We start from the raw sequence: 23695 nt of genomic DNA, 5'->3' as shown, positions 1-23695 counted from the left end.
CCGGCTCGGCCCGGGGGCAGGAGGCACCGCACGCATGGGCCAGGACGTCGACCGGCGAACGTTCAGTCGACGGGACAGACAGCAGTACCGGGCGAAAGTGCAACGCTGCCTCGATGTCCTCGCCCTGATGCTGCGGGAGCACCCGTTCGCCCGTGACGAGCCGATGACGGGGATCGAGGTGGAGCTCAACCTCGTCGGCCGCGACTTCGAACCATCCCTGACCGGCGCCGACGTGCTGGACGCGATCGGGTCGTCGGAGTTCCAGTCCGAGCTCGGCCGCTGGAACCTCGAGCTGAACCTGCCTCCCCGGCCGCTCCCCGGCGACCAGTGGCGCCACCTGGAGCACCAGCTCCTCGACGAACTCGCCGTCGCGAGGGCGAAAGCACGGGACTGCGGCGCCCTCCTGGCCGTCATCGGCATCCTCCCCACCCTGGAACGCCGCCACCTCGTTCCCGACGCCCTGTCGCCCGACCAGCGCTACGAGATGCTCAACGAGCAGATGCTCAACGCCAGGGGCGAGCCGATCCGGCTCGACATCGCAGGCGACGACCCGTCGGGCAAGCACGGGGTGGAGCCCGAGCACCTCACCGCCGACTTCGACTCCATCGCCCCCGAGGCGGCCTGCACCTCCATGCAGCTGCACCTGCAGGTCCACCCCGACGCGTTCGCCGGGTACTGGAACGCCGCGCAGTGCCTGGCAGGCGTGCAGCTCGCCGTCGCCGCCAACTCCCCGTTTCTGCTCGGATCCCGGTTGTGGGCCGAGACCCGGGTCCCGCTGTTCGAGCAGTCCTGCGATGTGCGCACGCCCGAGCTGCGCAACCAGGGCGTGCGGCCGAGGGTGTGGTTCGGCGAGCGCTGGATCACCTCGATCCTCGACCTGTTCTCGGAGAACGGGCGGTACTTCCCCGCGCTGATGCCCGTCACCGAGGACACCGACCCGATGGCCGAGCTGCACGACGGTCACGTACCCGGCCTCGACGAGCTGCGGCTGCACAACGGCACCATCTGGCGCTGGAACCGGCCCGTGTACGACGTCGCCGACGGGATGCCGCACGTCCGAATCGAGAACCGCGTACTGCCGGCCGGGCCGACCCCGATCGACATGGTGGCCAACGCGTTGTTCTTCTACGGGCTGCTGCGTGAGCTCGTAGAGGCCGAGCGGCCACTGTGGAGCTCGATGTCCTTCGAGGCCGCCGAGGAGAACTTCACCACCGCTGCGCGGCACGGCATGGAAGGCCCGCTCTACTGGCCGGGCAGCGGCTGGATCCGTCCCGACGAGCTCGTTCTGCGCAAGCTGCTTCCGCAGGCCGCCCAGGGGCTGCGCCGCTGGGGCGTCTCCGCCGAGGTGAGCGATCGCTATCTCTCGGTGATCGAGCGGCGCTGCCTCAACCGGCGCACCGGGGCAGCCTGGCAGCTCGACACCGTGGCGGCGCTGGAGGCCCGCGGTGCCGACCGGCACACGGCGCTGCGCGGCATGCTCCAGCGCTACCTGGACTCCTCAGCGGCCAACGAACCGGTGAGCGACTGGCCCGTTCCGGCCTGACCGGTCCGTTCACCATCGCAAAGCCCTTTCCCGTTCCGCCCCGTGGCGCTGTGCCCCGCTCCTAGTGTCGATCCCGTTCCGATCGCGGCCGATCCCAGATAGCCGCAGGTCGACCGGCCGATCCGGTCGTCCTCACCACTAGTCCGCGCGCCCCGGCGCCCCGCTGCGGGTGCGATCTCGCGCGCCCGCAGAACGGGGGGACCATGCCCGATCGACCCCATCCGACCCTTCGCAGGCCGCTCCCCGGCCGCGGCCGGTGACGGCCGTGGCCCGTTTCCGGCTCTTCGGCCGCGCCCCGACGCCGGCAAGCCCCTCACCCGCGCCGCCCGGGCCCGGTGCCTGGCCCTACGGCCCTCCTGGTCCCTACGGCCCGCCGCCGCCCTGGGGTGCCGCCGGCCCGCCACCGGTCGGTGCGGGTGCTCCCTGGCCCGCCCAGGTCGCCGGACCGGCCACGCGTGCGGCGCGCCCGCTGCCGCCGCAGGGCGCGGTACCACCCGCGGATCCCCCCACCGACCCCGTCGGCTTCCCGCCGATCCCCGCCGTCCCGGCTCCCCGGCCACCCGCGCCCCAGCCGCCCGGCTGGTGGGGGCAAGCAGCGCCACCGCCGCCCGGCCCACCCACGCCCCACCCGGCCGAAGCGGCCGCCCTGGCCGGCGCCTTCGCCGTCGACTACCTGTCCTGGGACGAGGAGGACCCCCAGCGGCGGGGCCGCGTGCTGCAGGACTATCTGGCCTCCTCCGGCGCCGACCCGGCGCATCTGGGCTGGTCCGGCCACGGGCGGCAGCGCGCCGAGTTCGCGCTGCCCGGCCGGGTGAGCCCCGACGGCGAGGGCCGCGTGCTCGTCGACGTCAGGGTCCGGGTCACGCCGTATCGCTGCGTGGGCGAGCGGGAGGCCGACCGGGCCACGGGCACCGGGCCGGAGCCCGGGAGCACCGTCGGCACGCCCGCGTCCGCCCCCGCTCCCACCGGCCGCGGCTGGCGCGGACTCCCGTCGTCCTGGATACGGCTGAGCGTCGCCGTGGTGTCGGAGGGCGGCCGCCTCGTGGTCGACGCGGGCGAGGAGACGCTCGGCGAGGAGCCTGAGCCGCAGCCGCCGCCCGCCATCGCTGCCGACGACCACACGCTCGCCGACGACGACCCGCTCAGCGAACCCCGCGCGGCGGGTGCCTGGTGAGCACCGTCCGCAAGCCCGTCATCGTCGGGCTCGCCGCCGGCGACGGCGCCACCACGCTCGCCGCCGCCCTGCACGCCCACGACGGGGGGCGGCTCGAGGCACGCGCCGCCCGCGGAGCCGACATCGTGGTGTGCCGCCAGGCGTCGCTGCGGCATGCCGCCACCCTGGTCTGCGCCCCGGCCCGCCCACGCCCCATCCTCGCGGTCACCCTCGGGCCGGGCGACGAGCACGCACCGGCAGATGGCCTCCGCCACGCGCTGCACCAGCGCTTCGAGGCCGTCGTCGCGCTCCCGCACGTGGCCCAGTGGCACCTCCTGACGACAACCCACCATGACGCCGCCGCCGTACTGGCCCAGCCACCGGAGCAGCTGACCAGCCCGCTGCGCGAGCACGCCGCAGCGCTGCGCGCGCTCGTCGCGGCCCTCGTCGGGTCGGGCCTGCTCGCCAGGCCGGTGCCGCCGCTGCTGGCCCGGCCGAGCGCTGATCCGCCGAGGGCGATCCCCGTCCCGGTCATGCGGCCGGCCGAACGAGCGACGCGGTTCCAGCCCGTCCTGATCGCCGCGCCACGCCCGGTCGCGCCGGTGCCCGTCCCACGCCTCGAACCGGACCTGGAGCCCGACGACGACGCGCTCGAGGCCGAGGCCACCGGCGAAGCCGTCGCGGCGGGACGAGCGGGGTGAGCAGTGAGTCGATCGTCCCGGGTGCGCGGACGGGCGACACCGGTGCTGGCCGCTGTTGCCGGGCTGCTCCTGTTGGGAGCGACGCCGGCACCCGTGCCGCCGTCGGTGTCGGGTGTGGCCGTCGAACGCGTGCCTGCGCTCGCCCGCGAGTCGCTCCCGCTGATCACCGAACTGACCACGACCCAGTGCCCCGAACTGCCACCGCTGTGGGTGGTGGCCCAGGTTCAGGCGGAGTCCGGGTGGGACCAGGCGCTGGAGTCCGAGCGCTCCGGCGGACCGGCCGGGCTGTACCAGTTCAGCCGCGGCAACTGGGAGGCCGCCGGTGGGCAGGCCTGGCGGTCGGACCCACCCCACCCGGACGACCAGGTCCTCACAGCTCAGGAGCATCTCCGGATCGCGGTGCCGTGGGTCTGCGCGAACCTGCGAGCCGTCACCGCGCACCTGAAGTCGACCGGCAAGCAGACCGATCCGCTCGACGCCATGCTCGTCTGCCATATCGCGGGGTGCGGCCGGGTGACGGACAGCGCCACCGGCGTACCCGCGGCCGGGGAGGCCGGCTGCGGCGAGCGGTGCGCGCAGGTGGTGCGCCGCTACATCGCCGCGGTCCACAGCAACCTGGAACGGTTCGCCGCGCCACCCCCGCCTGCGTCCGCACCGGTGCCGGCCCCGGCTGCCGCTCCGGCGGCGTGGACCGGTGGCGCCACCGCCTGCCGGCCACCCGACCCCACCGGCGACGGATGTCTCACCGGGGCCACGCGCCACGGCCTCGAAGCGGCCGCGGCGGCCTTCGGCAGCTGGTCGGGCGGGCCCCTCATCCGCTCGGCGGGCTGTTGGGACAAGCACGCCTGGAATCCGCGCAGCGACCACTCGCGTGGCCGCGCGTGCGATCTGTTCCCCACGACCGCCGGCACCTTCCCCAAAGGGGCCGAGCTGGACAACGGCTGGCAGGTGGCCAACTGGTTCCGTGCCAATGCCGAGCCGCTGCGGGTGAAGTACCTGATCTGGCAGGGCCGCTACTGGGACCCGAGCGTCAAGGACGACGGCGGGTGGGGCCGGCGCTACACCGGCGGCGGTGTCTACGACGTCCGCGACGCCACCGGCGGCCACTTCGACCACGTTCACGTGAGTTTCCGGGAGTGACGCCGTGAAGCGTGGAGACCACCGGGTGCCCCTGCTGGCCGCACTCGCTGCCGCCGCAGTGGCCGTGATGGCGCTGGTGCTGGTGGGAGGCGCGGCCGCCGGTGTCGCGCCCCCGTCGGGCGACCCCCCTCTCGGCGGCACGCTGAGCGAGGACGACCGCGTCGCGCTCGACGCGCCGCCCGTGCAGCGCGGCGCCCCTCCCCTCCCGGTCGACCCCGGCGTCGACCTCACCGATCCCGAGGCCGTCGCCCGGGCGTACCTCGCCGCCGCCCACTCCGTCACGCCGGCCGACACGGGCCGCACGCACCGGCGGGCGGCGGGCTACGCGGCGCCGGACACGGCTCCGGGGGCGGTCGGCGAAGTGGTCCTCGACCCGCCGCCTCCGGGCGCTCTGCGCACCGCGGCGGCCACCGCGCTGGAGCTCGTGGCCGTCGACCACGACGACGTGCGGCGCGGATACCGCGCCGAGGTCGGCACGGCCACGGGGCCGCCCGGTGGCGAGGTCGTGGTCGAGCTCGTCACCCGCTACGTCGTGCTGGCCCGCCAGTCGGACGGCCGGTGGCTGGTGGCCGCCGACTCCCCTGACACCCCCGATCTCCCCTCCGGGGAGCACTGATGCGACAGGAGTGCCCGTCATGAGCTTCCAGGAGCTCGAGGAGCTGGTCCGGAAGTACCTGTCGACCGGCATCGCCGTGGTGGTCATCCTCGTCGCGCCCGGCACCGATGCCGCCACCGGCGACGCACTGCCCTCGGAACCGTCGATCAAGGTCATCGAGCCCGGGGTGAGCGGCTCCCCGGCCGCCGCTGCCGACGGCGAGGAGCCGGCCGACACCGCCCCCGACGAGCGCACCGGCGCCGCCGGCCGCGACCCCGAACGCAGCAGTGATGCCGGCTCCGGTGACACCGGGTCGAGCGGCAGCGCCTCTGGATCCCGCTCCCAGGACAGCGGCGACGACACGTCCGAAGACACCACGGACAATGCACCGCGCTCCACCGACGGCTCGGACGAGAGCTCGGCCGAGAACGACGACGACACCCGGGACGACGACCGCAACGACACCGGCGGCAACGACACGGGCAGCAATACCGGCACCGAAAACGACAGCGATGAGAGCGACAGCAGTGAGAACGACAGCGACGAGAGCGACATGAGCAGTTCTGGCGACGGACGCGGCGACAGCGCCTCCGGCTCCGATACCGACAGCAGACAGAGGGGAAACGAGGCCGACAGCGATCGCTCCGGCACCGCCTCCCGCTCCGGCAGTTCCGACTCCGGCTCGGACTCTTCCGACTCAGGCTATTCAGACTCCGGGTCCGACAGCGGTTCCGGTTCCGACGACTCCCGCAACTCGGCCGGAGCAGGTTCAGCCACCGGATCGAGTGCAAGCGACGGCACCACAGCGGCGGAGCAGCACGGCTGGGGCGCACCCAACCGCGAGGACGACTTCTCCAACGGCACCGACCAGTGGGACATCTACGACGGCCCCGGCCACGGCGGGAATGGCACCCGCTCGCCGTCGGCCGTCTCCGTGGAGGACGGGATCCTCACGATCACCGGTGATTCCTCGGGCACCACGGCCGGAATGGCGTGGAACCCGGGCCAGAAGTACGGCAGGTGGGAAGGCCGGGTGCGGGCACCGGTATCGGATCCGTCCTACAACGCGCTGCTGCTGCTCTGGCCCGACGCCGAGGACTTCCCGGTGGGCGGAGAGATCGACTTCATGGAGATGATGGACCACACTCGCCAGAAGACCGACATCTTCATCCACTACGGCGAGGACAATTCGCAGGTGAACGGCTCGGTCGAGATCGACGGCACCGAGTGGCACAACTGGGCGGTGGAGTGGACCCCGGAGGCGATCACCGCCTACGTCGACGGCGAGGAGTGGTACCGCACCACCGACAGCAGCATCTTCCCGCCCGGACCGATGCACCTGTGCATCCAGCTCGACTGGTTTCCCGAGGGCGACACGCCCAAGCAGTCGATCATGGAGGTCGACTGGGTGCGGCAGTATTCCCTCGACGGCTCCACGAGCGATACCGGCACCACCGGTAAGCGCAGGAGCGCGAGCGAAGACGACGACAACGGCAACGAACGCGGCTCGGCAGACGACAACAGCAAGAAGAGCGACGAGCGCGATGACGGCGACGAGGGGGACCAGAATGAGAGCCCGGTGCGAGAACTGCTCCGTCGGCTGTTTTCGTGGCGGTGACCCGTTCGTGACCCACTCTCAGCATTCACACAGTGCTGTCACCCTACGGTTTCCGGCGTGGCCGACACGCAACAGCTGACCATGCCCGACCCACCGGACAATCCGCCGCCCACGGTCAAACGCCGGACGGCCATCGTCATGGTGGCCGTCGCGGTGGTGGCCGCGTTGCTGGGGGTGCTGATCGGCGTCGCGGTCAGCCAGGGCGGGGGTGACGGCCAGCAGACACCGGCCGCCGCCCCGGCCGACGAGGGCATCGACACCCGCGACCCGATTCGCCCCGAGGGCCGCGCCACCCTCGACCCGAGCACCCGCTCCGACACCGAGGCCGCGATACGGAACAACTGGCCGCTGGTGGCGAACGACGAGTTCGACGGCACCACGCTGAACACCGGCCTCTGGTCCGCCTACAGCGGGAAGACCACCGGCGGCGTCGGTCAGCACGATCCGGACAACCTGTCGGTCTCGAACGGCACGCTGAAGATCACCAGCCACGGCTACTCCTCGGGAGGCATGGCGTGGTCGCAGGGCCAGCAGCACGGACGCTGGGAGGTGCGGGCTCGCGCGCAGCAGGGCACCGGCTACGGCGCGGTCATCCTGCTCTGGCCGGACGCCGAGGACTGGCCCGAGGGGGGCGAGATCAACTTCATGGAGATCCCCAACGGGCTGCGCAACGAAACCCATTTCGTCCTGCACTACGGCGAGAGCAACAGCCAGATCGGCACCACCACACCCGGCGACTTCACCCAGTGGCACAACTACGCCGTGGAGTGGGGTCCCGACCACGTCGCCGGCTTCATCGACGGTCAGGAGATCTTCCGCAGCTCCGACCCGAAGACCATCCCGCCGCGCCCGATGCACCTCGCGATGCAGCAGGACATCGGCCCCTACGGCAAGGACTGGATCCCGCCGATCGACGACACCACCCCTGCCCAGGTGCAGCTCGAGGTCGACTGGGTGCGCATCTACGCCCCGTGAGACGGGCGGACCGAGCCAGAACGTGTGTCGGGGCCCTGGCCTGTAGGCCAGGGCCCCGACACGATCCCGAACTGACGCGTCACTCCCACCACGAAGCGACGTAAGGAAGGTTAGCCTGCCCTTCCTCGGATCGCAAGAGCTCTACACGCCGAACAGTCCCCGCAGTGGCCCCACCGCGAAGTAGCCGGCGAAAGCCACGGCCACCACCCACATCACCGGGTGCACGGTGCGGACACGGCCGGTGGCCGCAGCCAGCACGACGTAGGCGACGAAGCCCGCTCCGATGCCGTTGGCGATCGAGTACGTGAACGGCATGACGACGATCATCAGGAAGGCCGGCAGCGCCACCCGGAACTCGGTGAAGTCGATCTGGGTGATCTGGCGCATCATCAGCGCCCCGACGATCACCAGCGCAGGCGCCGCGGCCTCGATCGGCACGATCGAGTAGAGCGGGGTGAAGAACATCGCGAGCAGGAAGAGCAGGCCGGTGAGCACGTTGGCCAGGCCGGTGCGTGCGCCCTCCGCGATGCCACTCGCCGACTCGACGTACACCGTGTTCGACGACGCCGAGGCCGCGCCACCGACCACCGCGCCCATGCCCTCGACGATGAGGGCCCGGCCGACGCGGGGCAACTGACCGTCCGGCCCGACGAGCCCGGCCTGCTGGCCCAGCCCGGCCATCGTGCCCATCGCGTCGAAGAAGTTGGCCAGTACGAGCGTGAACACCAGCAGCACGACCGTGATCAGGTCGAGGTGGACGAACGCGCCGAAGGACACGGCCCCGACCAGCGATAGGTCGGGCAGGCCGACGATGCTGTCGGGCAGCGTCGGCACCGACAGCGCCCATCCCTTCGGGTTCGTGCCCGCCGACGGCCCGGCGTGCACGATCGCCTCGACGATGATCGCCACCACCGTGGTGCTGATCACCCCGAGCAGAATCGCGGCCCGCACCCGGCGCGCCACGAGGACGGTGGTGATCAGCAGGCCGATCACGAACACGAACGTCGGCCACGACGCGATCGAGTTCTGGATGCCCAGGCTCACCGGCACGGTGGTGCCGGCCGAGTCGGAGATGCGCCGCACGAAGCCGGAGTCGACCAGCCCGATGAACGCGATGAAGAGCCCGATCCCCACGGCGATCGCCGCCTTCAGCTCCGGCGGCACGGCGTTGAACACCGCCGTGCGGAACCCGGAGGCGGCGAGCAGCACGATGATCACGCCGTCGATCACGACCAGGCCCATCGCCTCCGGCCAACTCATGATCGGAGCGAGCGTGACGGCGACGAGCGAGTTGATTCCGAGCCCTGTCGCGATCGCGAACGGATAGTTGGCGACGAGCCCGAACAACAGCGTCATGATCCCGGCGACCAGCGCGGTGACCGCGGCGACCTGCGGGATGCCGAGAACGTTGCCCAACGCGTCCGGCTTGGCACCCGGTCCGCTCGTGGCGATGCTGCCGAGGATCAGTGGGTTCAGAACGATGATGTAGGACATCGTCACGAATGTGACGAGCCCGCCGCGCAGCTCACGACCGACGGTGGAGCCGCGCTCGGACACGTGGAAGAGACGTTCGAGCACGCGCTCACCGTAGATCGCCAAGCGGACGGACGTAGGCTGGAAACATGGTCGAGCCACCGCCGCTCTCCCCACGGCTGAGCCATGTCGGCACCGTGGCGGTGGTGGGCACGACGCTGTGGCTCGTCGGGGCGGTGGTCCTGCTCGCCGCGTGGGCCCTCACCGGCCGGCCGCTGGACATCTGGTTCGCCACATGCGTCGCCGGAACGCTGCTCGGCGCGTTCGGATACGGGGTGTACTCATGGCAGCGGGCCGCCGTGCGGCGGGGGTCGCGCAGCGCCCAGCAGGGCCTGGAGTGACCTTCTCCCGCCGCATTAGGCTCGGGCCATGACCGACCGACCCATCGCCGTCGTCACCGGCGCCAGCTCGGGCATCGGGGCCTCCACGGCCTACGCCCTCGCGAAGGCCGGGTTCCACGTCGTGCTCGGAGCGCGCCGCGTCGACAAATGCGCCGAGATCGCCGCCGCGATCGACGGCACGGCGGTGCGCCTGGACGTCACCGACCCCGAGTCGGTCGCCGCGTTCGCCGCCGCGGTTCCCGTCTGCCGGCTGCTGGTCAACAACGCGGGTGGCGCCAAGGGCCTCGAGCCGGTCGCGGAGGCCGACGAGGAGGACTGGCGGTGGATGTTCGAGACGAACGTGATCGGCACCCTGCGCGTCACCAAGGCGCTGCTGCCTGCGCTGCTCGCATCGGGCGACGGGCACATCGTCACGATCACCTCGATCGCGGCCATCGAGGCCTACGACAACGGCGCCGGTTACACCGGGGCCAAACACGCACAGGCGATGCTGCACCGCACCTTGCGCGGCGAGCTGCTCGGCCGACCGGTGCGGCTCACCGAAGTCCTGCCCGGACTCGTGGAGACCGAGTTCTCCCTCGTGCGTTTCGACGGTGACGCGGACCGGGCAGCGGGCGTGTACCGCGGCATCGAGGCGCTAACGCCCGACGACGTCGCCGACGTGATCGCGTTCGCCGCCACCCGTCCGAGCAACGTGAACATCGACCAGATCGTCGTCAAGCCGCGCAACCAGGCGAGCGCCATGCGGATGAAGCGGGAAGGCTGATGTCGATGCTGATCGAGTCCGGTGCCGTGCTCGAGAAGGTGGGTTCCGGAGCCGTCTGGGCCGAAGGGCCGGTGTGGCTGGCGGAGAGCAGGACGCTGCGCTTCAGCGACATCCCGAACAACCGGATCCTCGAGTACTCGGAGCAGTCCGGTGAGCTCAGGGTGTACCGCGATGACGTGGAGTTCACCAACGGCCGCACCCTCGACCTCGACGGTTCGGTGGTCCAGTGCTCGCACGGCAGGCGCGCCGTGGAACGGGAGCGCGACGGCGTCGTGGAGACCATCGTCGACAGGTGGGCAGGGGTTCGGTTCAACTCGCCGAACGACGTCGTCGTCAAGAGCGACGGCACCATCTGGTTCAGCGATCCCTCCTACGGGATCCAGAAGCCGGGTGAAGGTCACCCTGGCGAACTGGAGTACCGCGACCACTACGTGTTCCGGTTCGATCCCCGGGACGGGTCGGTGACCCCGGTCGTCATCGACGTCGAGATGCCGAACGGGCTCGCCTTCTCGCCCGACGAGTCGCTTCTGTACGTCGCCGACTCGGGCGTCTCGCCGCCCGACGGCCACCGCGACCCGAACCGGCCGGGTGGTCATTCGATCCACTGCTACGACGTGTTCGACGGCAGGCGGTGCAAGAACGGTCGCGAGTTCGCCGAGGTCGACCCCGGGCTGCCCGACGGGATTCGGGTGGACGAGGCCGGCAACGTGTGGACGTCGAGCCTGGACTCGGTGCAGGTGTTCGACCCGGCCGGCAATCGGGTGGAGCGTGTGCCCGTGCCGGAGAAGATCGGCAACCTGTGCTTCGGGGGTGAGGACGGGCGCACCCTCTACATCGTCGCGACGTCGAGCCTGTACCGGATCCGCACCACGGTGCGGGACGCCGCGGCGGTGCTCCGCGGAGCGGCCGCGGGCCGGTAGCGCCGACCCCTGCTACGAGGTCGTCTCCTCGGACTGCCTGCGCTCGGTGGCCGCGTCGGCAGGCGCGTTGCCCTCCACCGCCTCCGCGATCCGCTCCTCGGAGTCGCGCAGGATCTCGACGGCCGCGGCCCGCCGGTCCTCATCGCCGCGCTCGACCGCCAACTCCTCGGGGAGGGGTTCCGCGCGGGTGACCGCCTGGTCGCTCAGATCATCGGGACGCATGCGGGCGCGTACCCGCCGTAGCCGGGCGCCAACCCCCGACTACAAGGCGGAGAGCTTCTTCCACTGGTCCCAGCTGAGCGTCCAGTCCCAGATGTCGCCGTCACGCGCGGAGAGTTGGACGGGAGTGCCCGTCACCTCGACCGGGTCGCCGTAGAGCGCCGTGTCGTAGTAGGCCTTCGCGTTGTCGATCGAGAGATTGACGCAACCGTGGGTGACGTTGTCGGAGCCCTGCGCTGCCGCCGATGCCGGGTTGGCGTGGATGAACTCGCCGTTGTTGCTGATCCGCACCGCCCACTGCTCGACCGTGTCGTAGTTGTACTGCTGGCTGACCATCCGCTTGTCGGTGAACTTCTCGCTCACCACGTGGATCCCCGAGCGCGTGTTGCGGTTGGGGTCGGAGCCGAGCCCGTAGCTCGCCGGGAAGTCGGCGATCTGGCTCCCGTCACGCATGACGATCATCCGGTGGCTGTTGACGTCGGCCTTGACGATCTGCGCGCGACCGATCTCGAAGGTGGACGTGACGTTGGCGGCGCCGTAGGCGCCCTGCCCGTAGGCCACCCCGAAGAGCTCGGCCTTGACGGTGACCGTGGTGCCGCTCGGCCAGTACTGCTTGGGGCGCCAGTCGACTCGCGAGCCGCCGCCCTCGTCGGGCAGCCAGCCCCACGAACCCTCCACGGGCACCGACGTGCTGACCGACAGGGCGTGTTCGACCGCGGCCCGGTCGGCGACGTGGCCGTTGAACTGGATGCGCACCGGTGCCGCGACACCGACGGTGCGCCCGTCACCGATGTTGAGCGTGCCGCGCACGGTCGTCGCGGGCGAGAGGGTGGAGAACGATCCGTTCACCGGCGCCGACTTACCGTCGGTGCCGACTGCACTGCCGCTCCAGGTGTAGGTGGTGCCGTAGGCGAGGGGACCCGCGGCGGTCCACTCCGTGTGCTCGCTGTTGAACGAGCCCTTGACCGGCTTCCCCTTCGGACCGGTGAGGGCGACCTCGTCGAACTTGCCCTCGCGGACCGTGGCCGTGGCCGTGGCCGTCGGGTTGGTGCTGTCCGAACCGGCTGCGGGCGAGTAGGAGACCTTGGCCACAGGAGCGACGTCCTGCGGAGGGTCCGGCTCCGGCTGCGATGCGCTCGAGACCGTCTCCATGGCCTGCCGTCCGGCGGCGGTGGCCGCGGTGACCACACCCAGCGAACCGATCAGCACCACTGCCAGGACCAGCAGGATCCTCTTCATGAACTTCCCCTCACAGCACTTCCCGCAGGGAGAGAGACGCCCGGACCCCCCGCCCGGTTGCCCCACAACGCTGCTATGCGGAGCGTACGCATTGATCAGATCCGGCAGCCGACCAGCACCGGCTCCGGCACCAGTTCGATCCCGAACCGTTCCTGCACACCGCGCCGCACGTCGCTCGCCAGCGCGAGCAGGTCGGCGGTGGTGCCGTCGCCGCGGTTGGTGAGGGCGAGCACGTGCTTGTCGGACAGCGCGACGCGCCCCCCGGGCCCGGGATGCCCCCTGCGGAACCCGGAGTGCTCTATCAGCCAGGCCGCCGGGACCTTGACGAGTCCGGGACCGGCCGGCCAGCGCGGTGCGCCCTCCGGCGCCTCGGCCTCCGGAAGCACGGGGTTGGTGAAGAACGAGCCCGCGCTCCAGGTGTCGTGGTCGGTCGCGTCGAGCACCATGCCCTTGCCGCGGCGTAGCTCGAGCACGGCCTCCCGCGCCGCCGCCGCCGGGACCCGCGAGCCGGGCTCGACGTCGAGCGTCCTGGCGAGCTCCGGGTAGCGGATCGGCGCGCTCGTGGCGTCGGTGGAGAGGGCGAGACGGACGCGCAGCACGATGGCATCGTCGCGGCCCTTGAGGGCGCTGGTGCGGTACCCCAGGCCCAGCTCCTCCGCAGGCACGTGCTCGCGGACGACGCCCGCGCCGCGGTCGTAGAGGTCGACGTCGAGGAGCAGTTCGGCGATCTCCACGCCGTAGGCACCGACGTTCTGCACGGGGGTGGCACCGGTCCGGCCGGGGATCCCGGAGAGGCACTCCAGCCCGCCGAGCCCATCGGCCACGCAGGCCGCGACGACGCCGTCCCAGTCCTCGCCCGCCTCGACCGTGAGCACCACGGAGCCGTTCTCGCCGTGCTCCACGGCCCGTCCGGTGCTGGCGATCCGCACGACAGTGCCCTTCCACCCCTCGTCGGCGATGACGACGTTCGATCCGCCGCCGAGCAGCAACAGGGGCTCCCGGGATGTGTCGGCCGCTCGTACGGCCTCGACTACTGCCTCGGCAGAGGGCGCGGCGACGACCGTGCGCGCCGGACCGCCGAGCCGCAGCGTCGTCAGCGGGGCGAGCCGCGTGGCCACTTCAGGTACCGGCACGAGGGTCAACGGTAGCCTCCCCGTATGCCACGGGAATTCGACTACCGCTCGACGTGGCCGTACCCCGCCGACGAGGTGTACGCCACGATGACCGACCCCGAGTACCTACGTGCGCGGCTGGCGAAGATCGGGGGCCCGGGCGCGGCACTCCTGGAGCACCACCCCGATGGCGACGGCGGCGTGCGTTACCGGCTGCGGCACGGCCTCGACGCGCAGGACATGCCGGCCGCGCTCCGCACGGTGCTGCCGGGAAACATCACCATCGAGCGCGCCGAGAGCTGGAAGAAGCAGGGCCCGGGCCGCTACGACGCCACGGTGGCGGTGACGATCCACAACACGCCCGCGTCAGCGGCAGGTGGCATGCAGTTGCACGACGCCAACCCGGGCAGCGAGCTCCTCCTGCGCCTCGACATCAGCGTCAAGGTCCCCCTGATCGGCGGCCGGATCGAGGAGGTCGTGGTCGGGCGGATCGGTGAGCTGTTCGATCTGGAGACGCAGTTCACGCGCGAGTGGCTGGAGCAGCGACACTGACCGCTCGGGTCCCCGCCCGTGCTCGGCGCCTCCGGAAGGCGGTGTCCGCCAGCCAGAACGCGAGCCCGATCGCCGGCAGCACCCCGCCGAGCACCGACACCCCGGACCAGCCGTTGCTCGCGTAGGCCGCCGCCGACAGGCCGCTTCCCACAGCGCCGCCGAGGAAGTAGAGCGTCATATAGGCGGAGTTGAGCCTGCTGCGCGCCTCGGGACGCAGCGCGTAGACGATCGCCTGGTTGCTGACGTGCACGCCCTGCACGCCGAGGTCGAACAGCAGCAGCCCGATCGCGAGGGCCACCACCGCGCCCACTCCCGGACCGGCGCCCTGGCCGATCAGCAGCCAGGCCAGCGTCGAGACGAGCAGGAACCCGCCCACCGCGTGGTGCGCCCAGCCGCGGTCGGCCAACCGGCCTGCGAACCGAGCGGCCGCCGCGCCCGCCACGCCGAACAGGGCGAAGAGCCCGATGGCGCCCTGGTCGAAGTTGTGCGGCGGCGCGGCCAGCATGAAGCCGATGCTGGTCCAGAGGGCGCTGAACGCCGCATAGCTCGACGCGCTGTAGACCACCCGCCAGCGCAGCACCGGCTCCTCACGCACCAAGGTGACGACCGAGCGCAGCAGCGCGAAGTAGTGCATCTTCGTGGCGGGCGGCAGCACCGGCAGGGTGCGCCACAGCAGGACGACCGCCACCGCGGTGAGCACGGCACCGAGCACGAACACCGCACGCCAGCCGAGCGCTTGCGACACCAGCCCCGCCACGACCCGCGAGACCAGCACGCCGATCAGCAGCCCGCTCATCACCGTGCTGATCGTCTTGCCCTGCCGGCCCTCCGGGGCGAGGTGCGCGGCGAAGGGGACGAGCACCTGCGCGGCCACCGTTGTGAGCCCGACGAGCGTCGCGGCCGCGCCCAGGACGCTCAGCGACGGGGCGACGGCGACAACCACCATGGCTGCCACGGTCATCGACAGCATCGTGACGACGAGCTTGCGGCGTTCCAGCAGGTCACCCAGGGGCACGATGGTGGCGAGCCCGAACGCGTAGCCCAGCTGGATGAGCGTGAGGACCACGCCGACCTGCGACGAGGTGGCGTGGAACGCCTCGGCGAGTGCGTCTTCGAGGGGCTGGGCGTAGTAGTTGTTGGCGACGATGACGCCGGTGGCGAACGTCATTGCAGCTACTGCGCGACGGCGGGTGCGGGCTTTGTCGTCGGTGCCGTTTGCCCGTGAAGTCACGCATAACAGGATGCTCTGCGGCCGAGCCGCCGAGAGCATGCCGTCTGCCACACCGCGTCGGCCACAAGGCACGATCTCCTTGTGGATGCGACCGCCGACCAGCGCTATGTGATCACCCTGAGCTGTCCCGACACCACCGGAATCGTGGCGAGGATCGCAGGCTTCCTCGCAGACGCCGGCGGCTGGATCACGGAGGCGGGCTACCACTCCGACCCGGACACCGGATGGTTCTTCACCCGCCAGGTCGTGCGCGCCGACTCACTCCCCTACGGGGTCGACGAACTGCGGGACCGCTTCGCCGAGGTCGCGGCGGAGCTCGGCGGGCAGACCGACTGGACGGTCACCGACACCGCGGTGCCCAAGCGGGCCGTGCTCCTGGTGACCAAGGAACCGCACTGCCTGCACGACCTGCTGGGCCGTGTGGCGGCCGGTGAGCTCCCGGTGCAGCTCGACGCCGTGATCGGCAACCACGACGAGCTGGGCGAGATCGTGCGCGCGCACGGCGTGCCGTTCCACCACGTCGAGTTCCCGCCGCCGGGCAACGTGCGGTACGCGGTGGAGAAGGAGAAGGCGTTCGACGAGCTGAGCGGACTCGTCGAGGGCTACGACCCCGACGCGATCGTGCTCGCCCGCTTCATGCAGATCCTTCCGGCCCAGGTCTGCCGGGCGTGGGCCGGGCGGGCGCTGAACATCCACCACAGCTTCCTGCCCTCGTTCGTCGGCGCCCGGCCCTACCACCAGGCGTACGCGCGCGGGGTGAAGCTGATCGGCGCCACGTGCCACTACGTCACGCCCGACCTGGACGCCGGCCCGATCATCGAGCAGGACGTGATCCGGGTGGACCACGGCGACACCGCGAACGACATGGTGCGCCGCGGCCGTGACATCGAGCGGCTCGTGCTGGCCCGCGGCCTGCGGTGGCACCTGGAGGACCGGGTGCTGGTGCACGGCAACAAGACGGTGGTCTTCCGCTGACGACACCCTGAACGCACGAACGGCGCTCCCGTCCGTGAGGATCGGACGAGAGCGCCGTTCGCTGGGGTAGGGAATCAGGCGGCGGTAGCCACCTGAACCGGCTCGAGAGCCAGCTTCAGGACCTCGGCGACGTCGGCCACCGGGTGCACCCGCAGCTCACCGCGCACCGACTCCGGCAGATCGTCGAGGTCGGGCTCGTTGCGCTTCGGGATGATCACGTCGGTCAGCCCGGCCCGGTGCGCGGCCAGCAGCTTCTGCTTGACACCACCGATCGGCAGGACCTTGCCCTGCAGCGTGACCTCACCCGTCATCCCGACGTTCGACTTCACCGGTCGCCCGCTGGCGAGCGACGCGAGAGCCGTGGTCATCGTGATGCCGGCGCTCGGCCCGTCCTTCGGCACGGCGCCCGCCGGCACGTGGACGTGCAGCTTGCGCGACGCCAGGTCGCCGGCCAGGCCGCGGGAGCGCAGGTAGCTCAGCGCGATCGACACCGACTCCTTCATGACGTCACCCAGCTGGCCGGTCAGGGTCAGACCGGGCTCGCCCTCCATCGAGGTGGCCTCGATGAACAGCACGTCCCCACCGGCGCCGGTGACCGCGAGCCCGGTGGCGACACCGGGCACGGACGTCCGCTCTGCCGTCTCTGGCGTGAACTTCGGCCGGCCGAGGTAGCCCACCAGCGCGTCCGCGTCGATGTGAACGGGCCGCTCGACGTCCTCCCCGTGCGGAGCGTCAGCGGAGCGCGCATCAGCACCGGCATCGATCTGCACGGCCACCTTCCGCAGGACCTTCGCGAGGCCACGCTCCAGCTGCCGCACACCCGCCTCGCGCGTGTACTCGGCGGCGATCATGCCGAGTGCGACCTCGGAGAACTCGACGTCGGACGGCTCCAGGCCCGCCTTCTCGATCTGGCGCGGCAGCAGGTGGTCGCGCGCGATGGCGACCTTCTCCGCCTCGGTGTAGCCGTCGAGCGTCACGATCTCCATCCGGTCGGCCAGCGGGCCGGGGATGGCCTCGAACACGTTGGCCGTGGCGAGGAACAGCACGTCCGACAGGTCGAGGTCGACCTCGAGGTAGTGGTCGCGGAACGTGTGGTTCTGCGCAGGGTCGAGCACCTCGAGGAGCGCCGCGGTCGGGTCGCCCCGGAAGTCGCTGCCGACCTTGTCGATCTCGTCGAGCAGCACGACCGGGTTCATCGAGCCCGCCTCGCGGATGGCCCGCACGATCCGGCCGGGCAGCGCGCCGACGTAGGTGCGCCGGTGCCCGCGGATCTCGGCCTCGTCCCGCACACCACCCAGGGCGACGCGGACGAACTTGCGGCCCAGGGCCCGCGCGACCGACTCACCCAGCGATGTCTTACCGACACCGGGCGGGCCGACCAGCGACAGAACGGCACCGGACCCGCGTCCGCCGACCTTGTCGAGGCCGCGGCGGTTGCGCCGAGCCCGGACGGCCAGGAACTCGATCAGCCGCTCCTTGACGTCGTCGAGGCCGGCGTGGTCGGCGTCGAGGATCGCCCTGGCGGCAACGAGGTCGTCGGTGTCCTCGGTGGTCGTCGTCCACGGGATGTCGAGAACGGTGTCCAGCCAGGTTCGGATCCAGCCCGACTCCGGGCTCTGGTCCGACGCGCGCTCCAGCTTGCCCACCTCGGTGAGCGCGGCCTTGCGCACATGCTCCGGCAGGTCGGCGTTCTCGACCCGCGTGCGGTAGTCGTCGGCGCCCTCGGGCTCGTCCTCACCCAGCTCCTTGCGGATCGCGGCCAGTTGCTGGCGCAGCAGGAACTCGCGCTGGGTCTTCTCCATGCCCTCGCGGACGTCGTTGGCGATCTTCTCGGAGACCTCCTGCTCGGCGACGTGCTCGCGCGTCCACTCGATCAGCAGCTCCAGCCTCTTGACCGGATCGGTCTCCGCGAGCAGCTGGGACTTGTGGTCCAGGTCGAGGTAGGACGCCCAGCCTGCCGTGTCGGCGAGCTGGCCGGGGTCGGTGATCTGCTGCACCGAGTCGATGACCTGCCAGGCACCCCGCTGCTGCAGGATCCCGATGACGAGGGCCTTGTACTCCTTGGCGAGCTCGGTCGCCTTGCCCGTGACGGGCGGGTCGGGGATCGGAGTCGCCTCCACCCACAGCGCGGCACCGGGGCCGGTGACTCCGGACCCGATCTGCCCGCGACCCTCACCGCGCACCACGGCCGCGCGCTCCCCGCTGGGGAGCCTGCCGACCTGCTCGAGGACGGCGATCGTGCCCACTGCGGCGTACTTGCCGTCGAGGCGCGGAACGATCAGGACCTTGCGATCGACGCTGTTCGCTGCATCGACCGCTGCCTGCACATCCGGCTCGTCGAGCCGGACGGGAACCACCATGCCGGGCAGCACCACCGAGTCGGCGAGCGGAAGCACCGGCAGCTTCAGCGTCTCTGTCATGCCCGAGTCAACGCTTACACCGTTGAACGAATTCCAGCGCTCAAGTAAATCCGCCGTGAGCGAACGCAGGAAACTTGAGCCCAGCCGACGCACTATGGAGCCGTAGTGCGGTCACAGCTCCCCGCCCGGCAGCACTACGGCTCCATAGTGCGCTTTCCCAGGGCTTCCAGTACTTCTGCGTTCCGGAGGCGGGTCGTCAGCTCTCCGGGGAGGGCCAGCTTCGAGTGGCGCACGCCGCTCCCGATCACGACGGCAGGGGCCGCTGCCACCGCGGCGTCGACGAGCACCGGCCAGTCCTCGGGCAGGCCGATCGGCGTGATCCCGCCGTACTCCATGCCACTACGCGCGACGGCGTCGTCCATCGGCGCGAACGAGGCCTTGCGCGCGTTCAGCCGCTTGCGGACCAGCCCGTTGACGTCGGCACGCGTGGTGGCGAGCACCAGGCAGGCCGCGTAGCGCGTCTCGTCGCCGCGCCGACCGGCCACCACCACGCAATTGGCCGAGCCGTCGAGCGGGGAGCCGTAGGCCTCGCAGAACGCCGCCGTGTCGGCCAGCCCCGGGTCGATCTCCGCGACACCGACCAGCGCGGCGTCGGCAGGATCGAGCAGCTTGAGGGCATGGGCGACGGGCTCACCCAGCAGATCGGGACGGTCGAGCGCGGGGACCGCCTCCAGCGAGCCGAGGACGGACCAGGCACTCACCAGCGATTACCGCCGCCCTGCACGCCCACCACCGCGGGCTTGACGTCGACGATGTAGACGAGCACAGCTACTAGAGCGGCCAACCAGAACAGGGTGCCGCTGCTGCGCGGACCTCCCTGGAACACGACCAGCACCAGCACGCTGGCACCGGTGATCCCGAGCCAGGCCGGCTTGGTGAGCTTGTCGGCCGCGGTGAACGCGTCGGCACGCTGCATCAAGGCGTGAATAAAGGCGTAGGCACCCACGGGGATGGCCAGCAGCCACAGCGCCCACAGCACCCAGTCATCGAGGTCGTACAGCAGGCTCACACGGGCAGCCTACCCTGGACGACCACGACACAGCGCCCCCGAGGAGTACGAGAACCTCGGGGGCGCTGCACGGATCGGGTCAGCTCTTCGGACCCGTGCCGTTCGTCGTACCGGTCCGGCGGGTGGCCGGGCGGCGGGTGGCGTCCTTGGGAGCAGTGCGGTTGGCGGCCCTGCGGGTGGCGCTGCGGGCGTCGTGGGCCAGCTCGTCGCCGGCCTCGTTGATCGCACCGGCCGTCTCGGCACCGGCCTTGGCCACGGCCTTCGACGCGTCACCGCTCACGTCGGCGACCTTGTCGGCGGTGCGCCCGCTGATGCGCTTGCTGGCGCGGGCAACCCGCTCGCCGGTGGACCGGGTCTGGGTGGTCACCGTGGCCAGGGCCTTGGTGGCGGCATCGTGGGCGTCGTCGACCAAGCCGTCGACACGAGCGTCGAGCTTCTCCGTGTAGGAGCCGAACGTCGCGAGTGCCTGCTCCACCTGGGGCTGCTTGCGGATGCGTCCCCAGGTCTTCTCACCGCGCTCCGCGAAGCCTGCGTAGGCCTGCTCGGCCTGCGCACGCAGCTCGGCCACCGTCTTGCGCAGCTCCTCGGACGACAGGCGCTGCGGCAACTCGGCGACGCGGTGCTGCACGTCCTCTGCCTGGGCGGTGGCACGCGTGCGGGCCACGGCGGCGCGGGCACGAGCAACCTCGGCGGCCTTGGACACAGCGGAGACGGCGATCTCGCCCGCGCCCAGGACGGCGAACAGCGGGGTGCGGGCGATCTCGGCACGCTCGGCGGCGTTCTTGGCGGCCTGCTCACGGGCCTTACGGACGTCAGCGGCGGTAGGTAGTGACACGGGCATGATGATCACTCCTCGTCATGATGGTTCGGTGGTGTGGCCGGGGGCAGCGTGCTTGCCGCCCTCCTGCCGGAAGGACTGGTAGATCTCGAGGAGCACCTGCTTCTGGCGCTCCGTCAGGGTCGGATCAGCGAGCACGGCGTCGGTGACGTCGCTCGCCGGCCTTTCGTCGAGAATCCCGGCCTTCACGTACAGGGCCTCCGCGGAGATCCGCAGACCCTTCGCGATCTGCTGCAGGATCTCGGCCGACGGCTTGCGCAGCCCCCGCTCGATCTGGCTGAGGTAGGGGTTGCTGACGCCGGCAGTGCGAGCCAGCTGACGCAGCGACACCTGAGCGCTCTCCCGCTGGCTGCGGATGTAACCGCCGATGTCGTCGACGGCCTGGCCGACGGCCTGGCCCGCCTGCTCGACGACCTGGCCGACGTGCTCGACCGCGTGTCCGACGCGCTCCCCGGCCCCGTCCTGTCTTGGGACCCTCGGTACTGGCACGTCCGATCACCTCCCGTTCGCGCAGCCGACCTTACCCACGAACGCTAGCTGTTGCAAGCACAGAGCTTGCACGTTGCGTGGCCTTCGTCACCGGTTCGAGCAGCGAAGACTCACCGCACGCCGAATTAGGTGTGCTTGCTAAAGACTGCGCGCATAGGACGAGAGATCGCTGTGCGCGGTCGAGTGATTCCGGAGAGCTACGAGCCGAACGCCAGCTGACCGACGGTGTAGATGACGAGCCCGGCGAGCGCACCGACGACCGTGCCGTTGATGCGGATGAACTGCAGGTCGCGTCCCACCTGCAGCTCCACCTTGCGCGAGGTCTCCTCCGCGTCCCAACGCTCGACGGTGTCGGTGATCAGCGTGGTGATCTCCGCCCGGTAGTGCCTCACGACGTAGCCGGCCGCGTCGGCCAGCCAGCCGTCGACCTTGCCGCGGAGCTCCGTGTCATTGCTGAGGCGCGTGCCGAGTGCGATGAACCCGTCGCGTACCCGGTTGCGCAGCGCGCTCGACGGGTCGGCGGCGGCGTCGAGGATCATCCCCTTGACCGTGCTCCAAGCCTGGCCGATGAATTTCTGCACGTCCGGGTGCCCGACGATCTGGAACTTGATCCGCTCGGCGCGCTCGATCGTCTCCGGGTCGCGCTGCAGGTCGGTGGCGAACTCGACGAGGAAGCGGTCGACCGCCTTGCGTAACGGGTGCTCGGGGTCGGTCTTCACGTTCCACGCGAAGTTCTGCACCTCGAGGTAGACGCGGTCGGCGATGAGGTCGTCGACGAACCTGGGCGACCACGACGGCGCCCTCTCGTGCACGACCCGCAGGACCATGTCGTGGTTGGCCGTGACCCAGTCGTATGCGCGGTCGCACACCAGATCGACCAGGCGCAGGTGCGACCCGTCGGCCAGCACGCCCTCCAGCACCGTGCCGAGCGGCGGCCCGATCGGGCGCTCCAGGAGCTTCGGCACGAGGATCTGCTCGATCACCTCCTGCACGTCCTCGTCGCGCAGCACGGTCACGACACCACGGGCGGCCGTGGCGAGCTCGGCGGTGATGCGGGAGGCGTTGGCCTCCTGACCGATCCACGCACCGACCCGCTGCGACACCTGGACGCGGGCGAGCTTGTCCCGCACCACGTCCTCGGCCAGGAAGTTCTCCCCGACGAAGTCGCCGAGGCTGTCGCCGATCATGTCCTTCTTCGTCGGGATGATCGCGGTGTGCGGGATCGGCAGCCCCAGCGGGCGCCGGAAGAGCGCGGTGACGGCGAACCAGTCGGCGAGCGCGCCCACCATCCCTGCCTCGGCCGTGGCACGGACGTACCCGATCCACGCCGGCCCGTCATTGACTTCCCACCAACGGGACACCAGGAATATGACCGTGGCGAGCAGCAGCAGTCCGGTGGCGAAGCGCTTCATCCGCCGCAGGTCACGCGCGCGGGTGGCGGCGTCGATCCGGCCGAAACCCAGGCCGACCTGGACGACAGGTCGCGGGAACGAGCCCGCGGGGCGCTTCGCCTCCGGCGCTTCCGATCCGGGGCTCTCCGAGATCTGCACGAACCCATACTGCCTGCCCGACCGCAGTCTCGTTGTCCGGAACTGGGTCTGGCCGGGGTCGATGGTGTTCCACCGACCCCGGCCACGTTCGTGGTGCGGCCGCACAGCGAGGATCTCCCCCGGGACCAGCCCCCCTCGGGCGCCACACCACCGGCGAGCCCGGGTCCCCCCGGCGCGGCGCGACGAGCCGCGTCAGCGGGAGGTGAGCCGGGTGCCGGCTGCGCGGTCCGTCAGAACCGCAGTCCGACCGCCATCGCACCGGCGGGCCGCTGGGCGCCCGGGTGCAACTCGCGGTCGGCCCGCCACCGAACGGCGTCGGCGGCGGCATGCACGATCAGCCCCGGCGACGGCACCCGGTAGCCGGTGAGCGCGGGCGCAACCCGCCAGTGCACCCAGCCGTCGGGCACCTGGGACGGCGGAGCCAGCACCGGGGCACCAGCGGTGTGGAGGGCGACGCCGGCGGTCTCGCGCAGCTCCTCCGTGAGCGCGCCACCGGTGGCGACCGGGAACCACCACGACCCGGTGGGCGTGGCCGCGACCGGCACGACCGCTCCCGCGGCGCGCAGCTGTGCGCAGACCTCGCGCCCGCAGGACGCCGGTACCTCGAGGACATCGAGGGCCGAGCCGGTGATCAATAGGAGCGACGTGGCCGACTCCTCCACCACGGGCCACCCGTGGTCGACGAACTCGAGCGCCGCCGCACGCAGCTCCGCGCCGTACACCGCGCGGTAGCTGTCCCAGCCCGGCATCTTTGACCTCCGATGTTGTGCGAGCCC

The 23695-nt window shown here is 71.2% G+C and carries 24 protein-coding genes; 12 read left to right on the top strand and 12 right to left on the bottom strand.

Going from position 1 to position 23695, the window contains the following annotated elements:
- Window positions 1-34: 34 nt before the first annotated feature.
- From MMF94_RS19655 to MMF94_RS19625, 7 genes are all read left to right on the top strand, one after another.
- The gene (locus MMF94_RS19655; protein ID WP_241038494.1) at window positions 35-1543 is read left to right on the top strand and encodes a glutamate-cysteine ligase family protein; all 1509 of its coding nucleotides are present in this window, start codon (window positions 35-37) and stop codon (window positions 1541-1543) included.
- Window positions 1544-1808: 265 nt separating this feature from the next.
- Window positions 1809-2717, top strand: a complete 909-nt coding sequence (locus MMF94_RS19650) for a hypothetical protein (protein WP_241038493.1) — start codon at window positions 1809-1811, stop codon at window positions 2715-2717.
- Window positions 2714-3397 carry a hypothetical protein gene (locus MMF94_RS19645; protein WP_241038490.1) on the top strand — a complete coding sequence of 228 codons (684 nt, stop codon included), beginning with the start codon at window positions 2714-2716 and terminating at the stop codon, window positions 3395-3397. Before MMF94_RS19650 ends, MMF94_RS19645 begins: the two co-directional genes overlap by 4 nt.
- Window positions 3398-3400: 3 nt before the next feature.
- Window positions 3401-4537 (top strand): VldE C-terminal domain-containing protein, encoded by a 1137-nt coding sequence (locus tag MMF94_RS19640; protein WP_241038488.1) that lies wholly within the window; start codon window positions 3401-3403, stop codon window positions 4535-4537.
- Between the two features lie 4 nt (window positions 4538-4541).
- Window positions 4542-5153 carry a hypothetical protein gene (locus MMF94_RS19635; protein WP_241038487.1) on the top strand — a complete coding sequence of 204 codons (612 nt, stop codon included), beginning with the start codon at window positions 4542-4544 and terminating at the stop codon, window positions 5151-5153.
- Window positions 5154-5172: 19 nt separating this feature from the next.
- Window positions 5173-6750: a family 16 glycosylhydrolase gene (locus MMF94_RS19630; RefSeq protein WP_241038485.1), complete on the top strand. Its 1578-nt coding sequence runs from the start codon at window positions 5173-5175 to the stop codon at window positions 6748-6750.
- Window positions 6751-6807: 57 nt separating this feature from the next.
- Window positions 6808-7725: a glycoside hydrolase family 16 protein gene (locus tag MMF94_RS19625; RefSeq protein ID WP_241038483.1), complete on the top strand. Its 918-nt coding sequence runs from the start codon at window positions 6808-6810 to the stop codon at window positions 7723-7725.
- A 141-nt stretch (window positions 7726-7866) separates the two neighbouring features.
- On the opposite strand, the gene MMF94_RS19620 is transcribed toward MMF94_RS19625, so the two are convergent.
- Window positions 7867-9303 (bottom strand): NCS2 family permease, encoded by a 1437-nt coding sequence (locus tag MMF94_RS19620; RefSeq protein WP_241038481.1) that lies wholly within the window; start codon window positions 9301-9303, stop codon window positions 7867-7869.
- Window positions 9304-9347: 44 nt separating this feature from the next.
- On the opposite strand from MMF94_RS19620, the gene MMF94_RS19615 reads away from it, so the two are divergent.
- From MMF94_RS19615 to MMF94_RS19605, 3 genes are read left to right on the top strand one after another with little or no spacing between them, the layout of a single operon-like run.
- Window positions 9348-9599 carry a DUF2530 domain-containing protein gene (locus MMF94_RS19615; protein ID WP_241038479.1) on the top strand — a complete coding sequence of 84 codons (252 nt, stop codon included), beginning with the start codon at window positions 9348-9350 and terminating at the stop codon, window positions 9597-9599.
- Between the two features lie 28 nt (window positions 9600-9627).
- The gene (locus MMF94_RS19610) at window positions 9628-10365 is read left to right on the top strand and encodes an SDR family NAD(P)-dependent oxidoreductase (RefSeq protein ID WP_241038477.1); all 738 of its coding nucleotides are present in this window, start codon (window positions 9628-9630) and stop codon (window positions 10363-10365) included.
- Window positions 10365-11285, top strand: a complete 921-nt coding sequence (locus tag MMF94_RS19605; RefSeq protein WP_241038475.1) for an SMP-30/gluconolactonase/LRE family protein — start codon at window positions 10365-10367, stop codon at window positions 11283-11285. Before MMF94_RS19610 ends, MMF94_RS19605 begins: the two co-directional genes overlap by 1 nt.
- 12 nt (window positions 11286-11297) lie before the next feature.
- Here the strand turns inward: MMF94_RS19605 and MMF94_RS19600 are convergent, their stop codons facing one another.
- The 3 genes from MMF94_RS19600 to MMF94_RS19590 form a co-directional block, all read right to left on the bottom strand.
- Window positions 11298-11507 (bottom strand): hypothetical protein, encoded by a 210-nt coding sequence (locus MMF94_RS19600; RefSeq protein WP_241038473.1) that lies wholly within the window; start codon window positions 11505-11507, stop codon window positions 11298-11300.
- Window positions 11508-11546: 39 nt separating this feature from the next.
- Complete coding sequence (locus MMF94_RS19595; RefSeq protein ID WP_241038471.1) at window positions 11547-12743, bottom strand: L,D-transpeptidase; 1197 nt, start codon at window positions 12741-12743, stop codon at window positions 11547-11549.
- A gap of 95 nt (window positions 12744-12838) precedes the next feature.
- On the bottom strand, window positions 12839-13876 hold the full coding sequence (locus MMF94_RS19590) for a UDP-N-acetylmuramate dehydrogenase (RefSeq protein WP_241038469.1): 1038 nt from the start codon (window positions 13874-13876) through the stop codon (window positions 12839-12841).
- A 24-nt stretch (window positions 13877-13900) separates the two neighbouring features.
- Here MMF94_RS19590 and MMF94_RS19585 point away from each other — a divergent pair, with 24 nt between their 5' ends.
- A complete protein-coding gene (locus tag MMF94_RS19585; protein WP_241038467.1) occupies window positions 13901-14407 on the top strand; it encodes a DUF2505 domain-containing protein in 507 nt (168 codons plus the stop codon).
- Here the strand turns inward: MMF94_RS19585 and MMF94_RS19580 are convergent.
- Window positions 14376-15638, bottom strand: coding sequence for an MFS transporter (locus MMF94_RS19580; RefSeq protein WP_241038465.1), 1263 nt, complete (start codon window positions 15636-15638; stop codon window positions 14376-14378). The two genes, MMF94_RS19585 and MMF94_RS19580, sit on opposite strands and share 32 nt — an antisense overlap.
- An 81-nt stretch (window positions 15639-15719) precedes the next feature.
- On the opposite strand from MMF94_RS19580, the gene purU reads away from it, so the two are divergent.
- Complete coding sequence (gene purU / locus MMF94_RS19575) at window positions 15720-16613, top strand: formyltetrahydrofolate deformylase (RefSeq protein WP_241038464.1); 894 nt, start codon at window positions 15720-15722, stop codon at window positions 16611-16613.
- Window positions 16614-16687: 74 nt separating this feature from the next.
- Here the strand turns inward: purU and lon are convergent, their stop codons facing one another.
- The 7 genes from lon to MMF94_RS19540 form a co-directional block, all read right to left on the bottom strand.
- A complete protein-coding gene (gene lon / locus MMF94_RS19570) occupies window positions 16688-19033 on the bottom strand; it encodes an endopeptidase La (protein WP_241038463.1) in 2346 nt (781 codons plus the stop codon).
- A gap of 134 nt (window positions 19034-19167) precedes the next feature.
- The gene (locus tag MMF94_RS19565; protein ID WP_241038462.1) at window positions 19168-19734 is read right to left on the bottom strand and encodes a YbaK/EbsC family protein; all 567 of its coding nucleotides are present in this window, start codon (window positions 19732-19734) and stop codon (window positions 19168-19170) included.
- Entirely contained in the window at window positions 19731-20033 is a 303-nt protein-coding gene (locus tag MMF94_RS19560; protein WP_241038661.1) for a DUF2516 family protein, read from the bottom strand. The genes MMF94_RS19565 and MMF94_RS19560 overlap by 4 nt, the downstream gene beginning before the upstream one ends.
- Before the next feature lie 88 nt (window positions 20034-20121).
- On the bottom strand, window positions 20122-20877 hold the full coding sequence (locus tag MMF94_RS19555) for a hypothetical protein (RefSeq protein ID WP_241038461.1): 756 nt from the start codon (window positions 20875-20877) through the stop codon (window positions 20122-20124).
- A gap of 21 nt (window positions 20878-20898) precedes the next feature.
- Entirely contained in the window at window positions 20899-21249 is a 351-nt protein-coding gene (locus MMF94_RS19550; protein ID WP_241038660.1) for a helix-turn-helix domain-containing protein, read from the bottom strand.
- 317 nt (window positions 21250-21566) lie between these two features.
- Window positions 21567-22781: a DUF445 domain-containing protein gene (locus MMF94_RS19545; protein ID WP_241038659.1), complete on the bottom strand. Its 1215-nt coding sequence runs from the start codon at window positions 22779-22781 to the stop codon at window positions 21567-21569.
- A 368-nt stretch (window positions 22782-23149) separates the two neighbouring features.
- Complete coding sequence (locus tag MMF94_RS19540; protein WP_241038460.1) at window positions 23150-23668, bottom strand: bifunctional DNA primase/polymerase; 519 nt, start codon at window positions 23666-23668, stop codon at window positions 23150-23152.
- Window positions 23669-23695: the final 27 nt, after the last annotated feature.

It is taken from the genome of Pseudonocardia alaniniphila, assembly GCF_022524485.1.
Taxonomy (GTDB): Bacteria; Actinomycetota; Actinomycetes; order Mycobacteriales; family Pseudonocardiaceae; genus Pseudonocardia; species Pseudonocardia alaniniphila.
Note: the sequence above shows the minus strand (reverse complement) of the source record. Positions and strands in the feature narration are given on the sequence as shown.

Coding starts and splice junctions, on each gene's coding strand:
- MMF94_RS19630 (WP_241038485.1), top strand. CDS start 5,173: ATGAGCTTCCAGGAGCTCGAGGAGCTGGTCCGGAAGTACCTGTCGACC.
- MMF94_RS19595 (WP_241038471.1), bottom strand. CDS start 12,743: ATGAAGAGGATCCTGCTGGTCCTGGCAGTGGTGCTGATCGGTTCGCTG.
- MMF94_RS19615 (WP_241038479.1), top strand. CDS start 9,348: ATGGTCGAGCCACCGCCGCTCTCCCCACGGCTGAGCCATGTCGGCACC.
- MMF94_RS19655 (WP_241038494.1), top strand. CDS start 35: ATGGGCCAGGACGTCGACCGGCGAACGTTCAGTCGACGGGACAGACAG.
- MMF94_RS19610 (WP_241038477.1), top strand. CDS start 9,628: ATGACCGACCGACCCATCGCCGTCGTCACCGGCGCCAGCTCGGGCATC.
- MMF94_RS19585 (WP_241038467.1), top strand. CDS start 13,901: ATGCCACGGGAATTCGACTACCGCTCGACGTGGCCGTACCCCGCCGAC.
- MMF94_RS19540 (WP_241038460.1), bottom strand. CDS start 23,668: ATGCCGGGCTGGGACAGCTACCGCGCGGTGTACGGCGCGGAGCTGCGT.
- MMF94_RS19605 (WP_241038475.1), top strand. CDS start 10,365: ATGTCGATGCTGATCGAGTCCGGTGCCGTGCTCGAGAAGGTGGGTTCC.
- MMF94_RS19545 (WP_241038659.1), bottom strand. CDS start 22,781: ATGAAGCGCTTCGCCACCGGACTGCTGCTGCTCGCCACGGTCATATTC.
- lon (WP_241038463.1), bottom strand. CDS start 19,033: ATGACAGAGACGCTGAAGCTGCCGGTGCTTCCGCTCGCCGACTCGGTG.
- MMF94_RS19600 (WP_241038473.1), bottom strand. CDS start 11,507: ATGCGTCCCGATGATCTGAGCGACCAGGCGGTCACCCGCGCGGAACCC.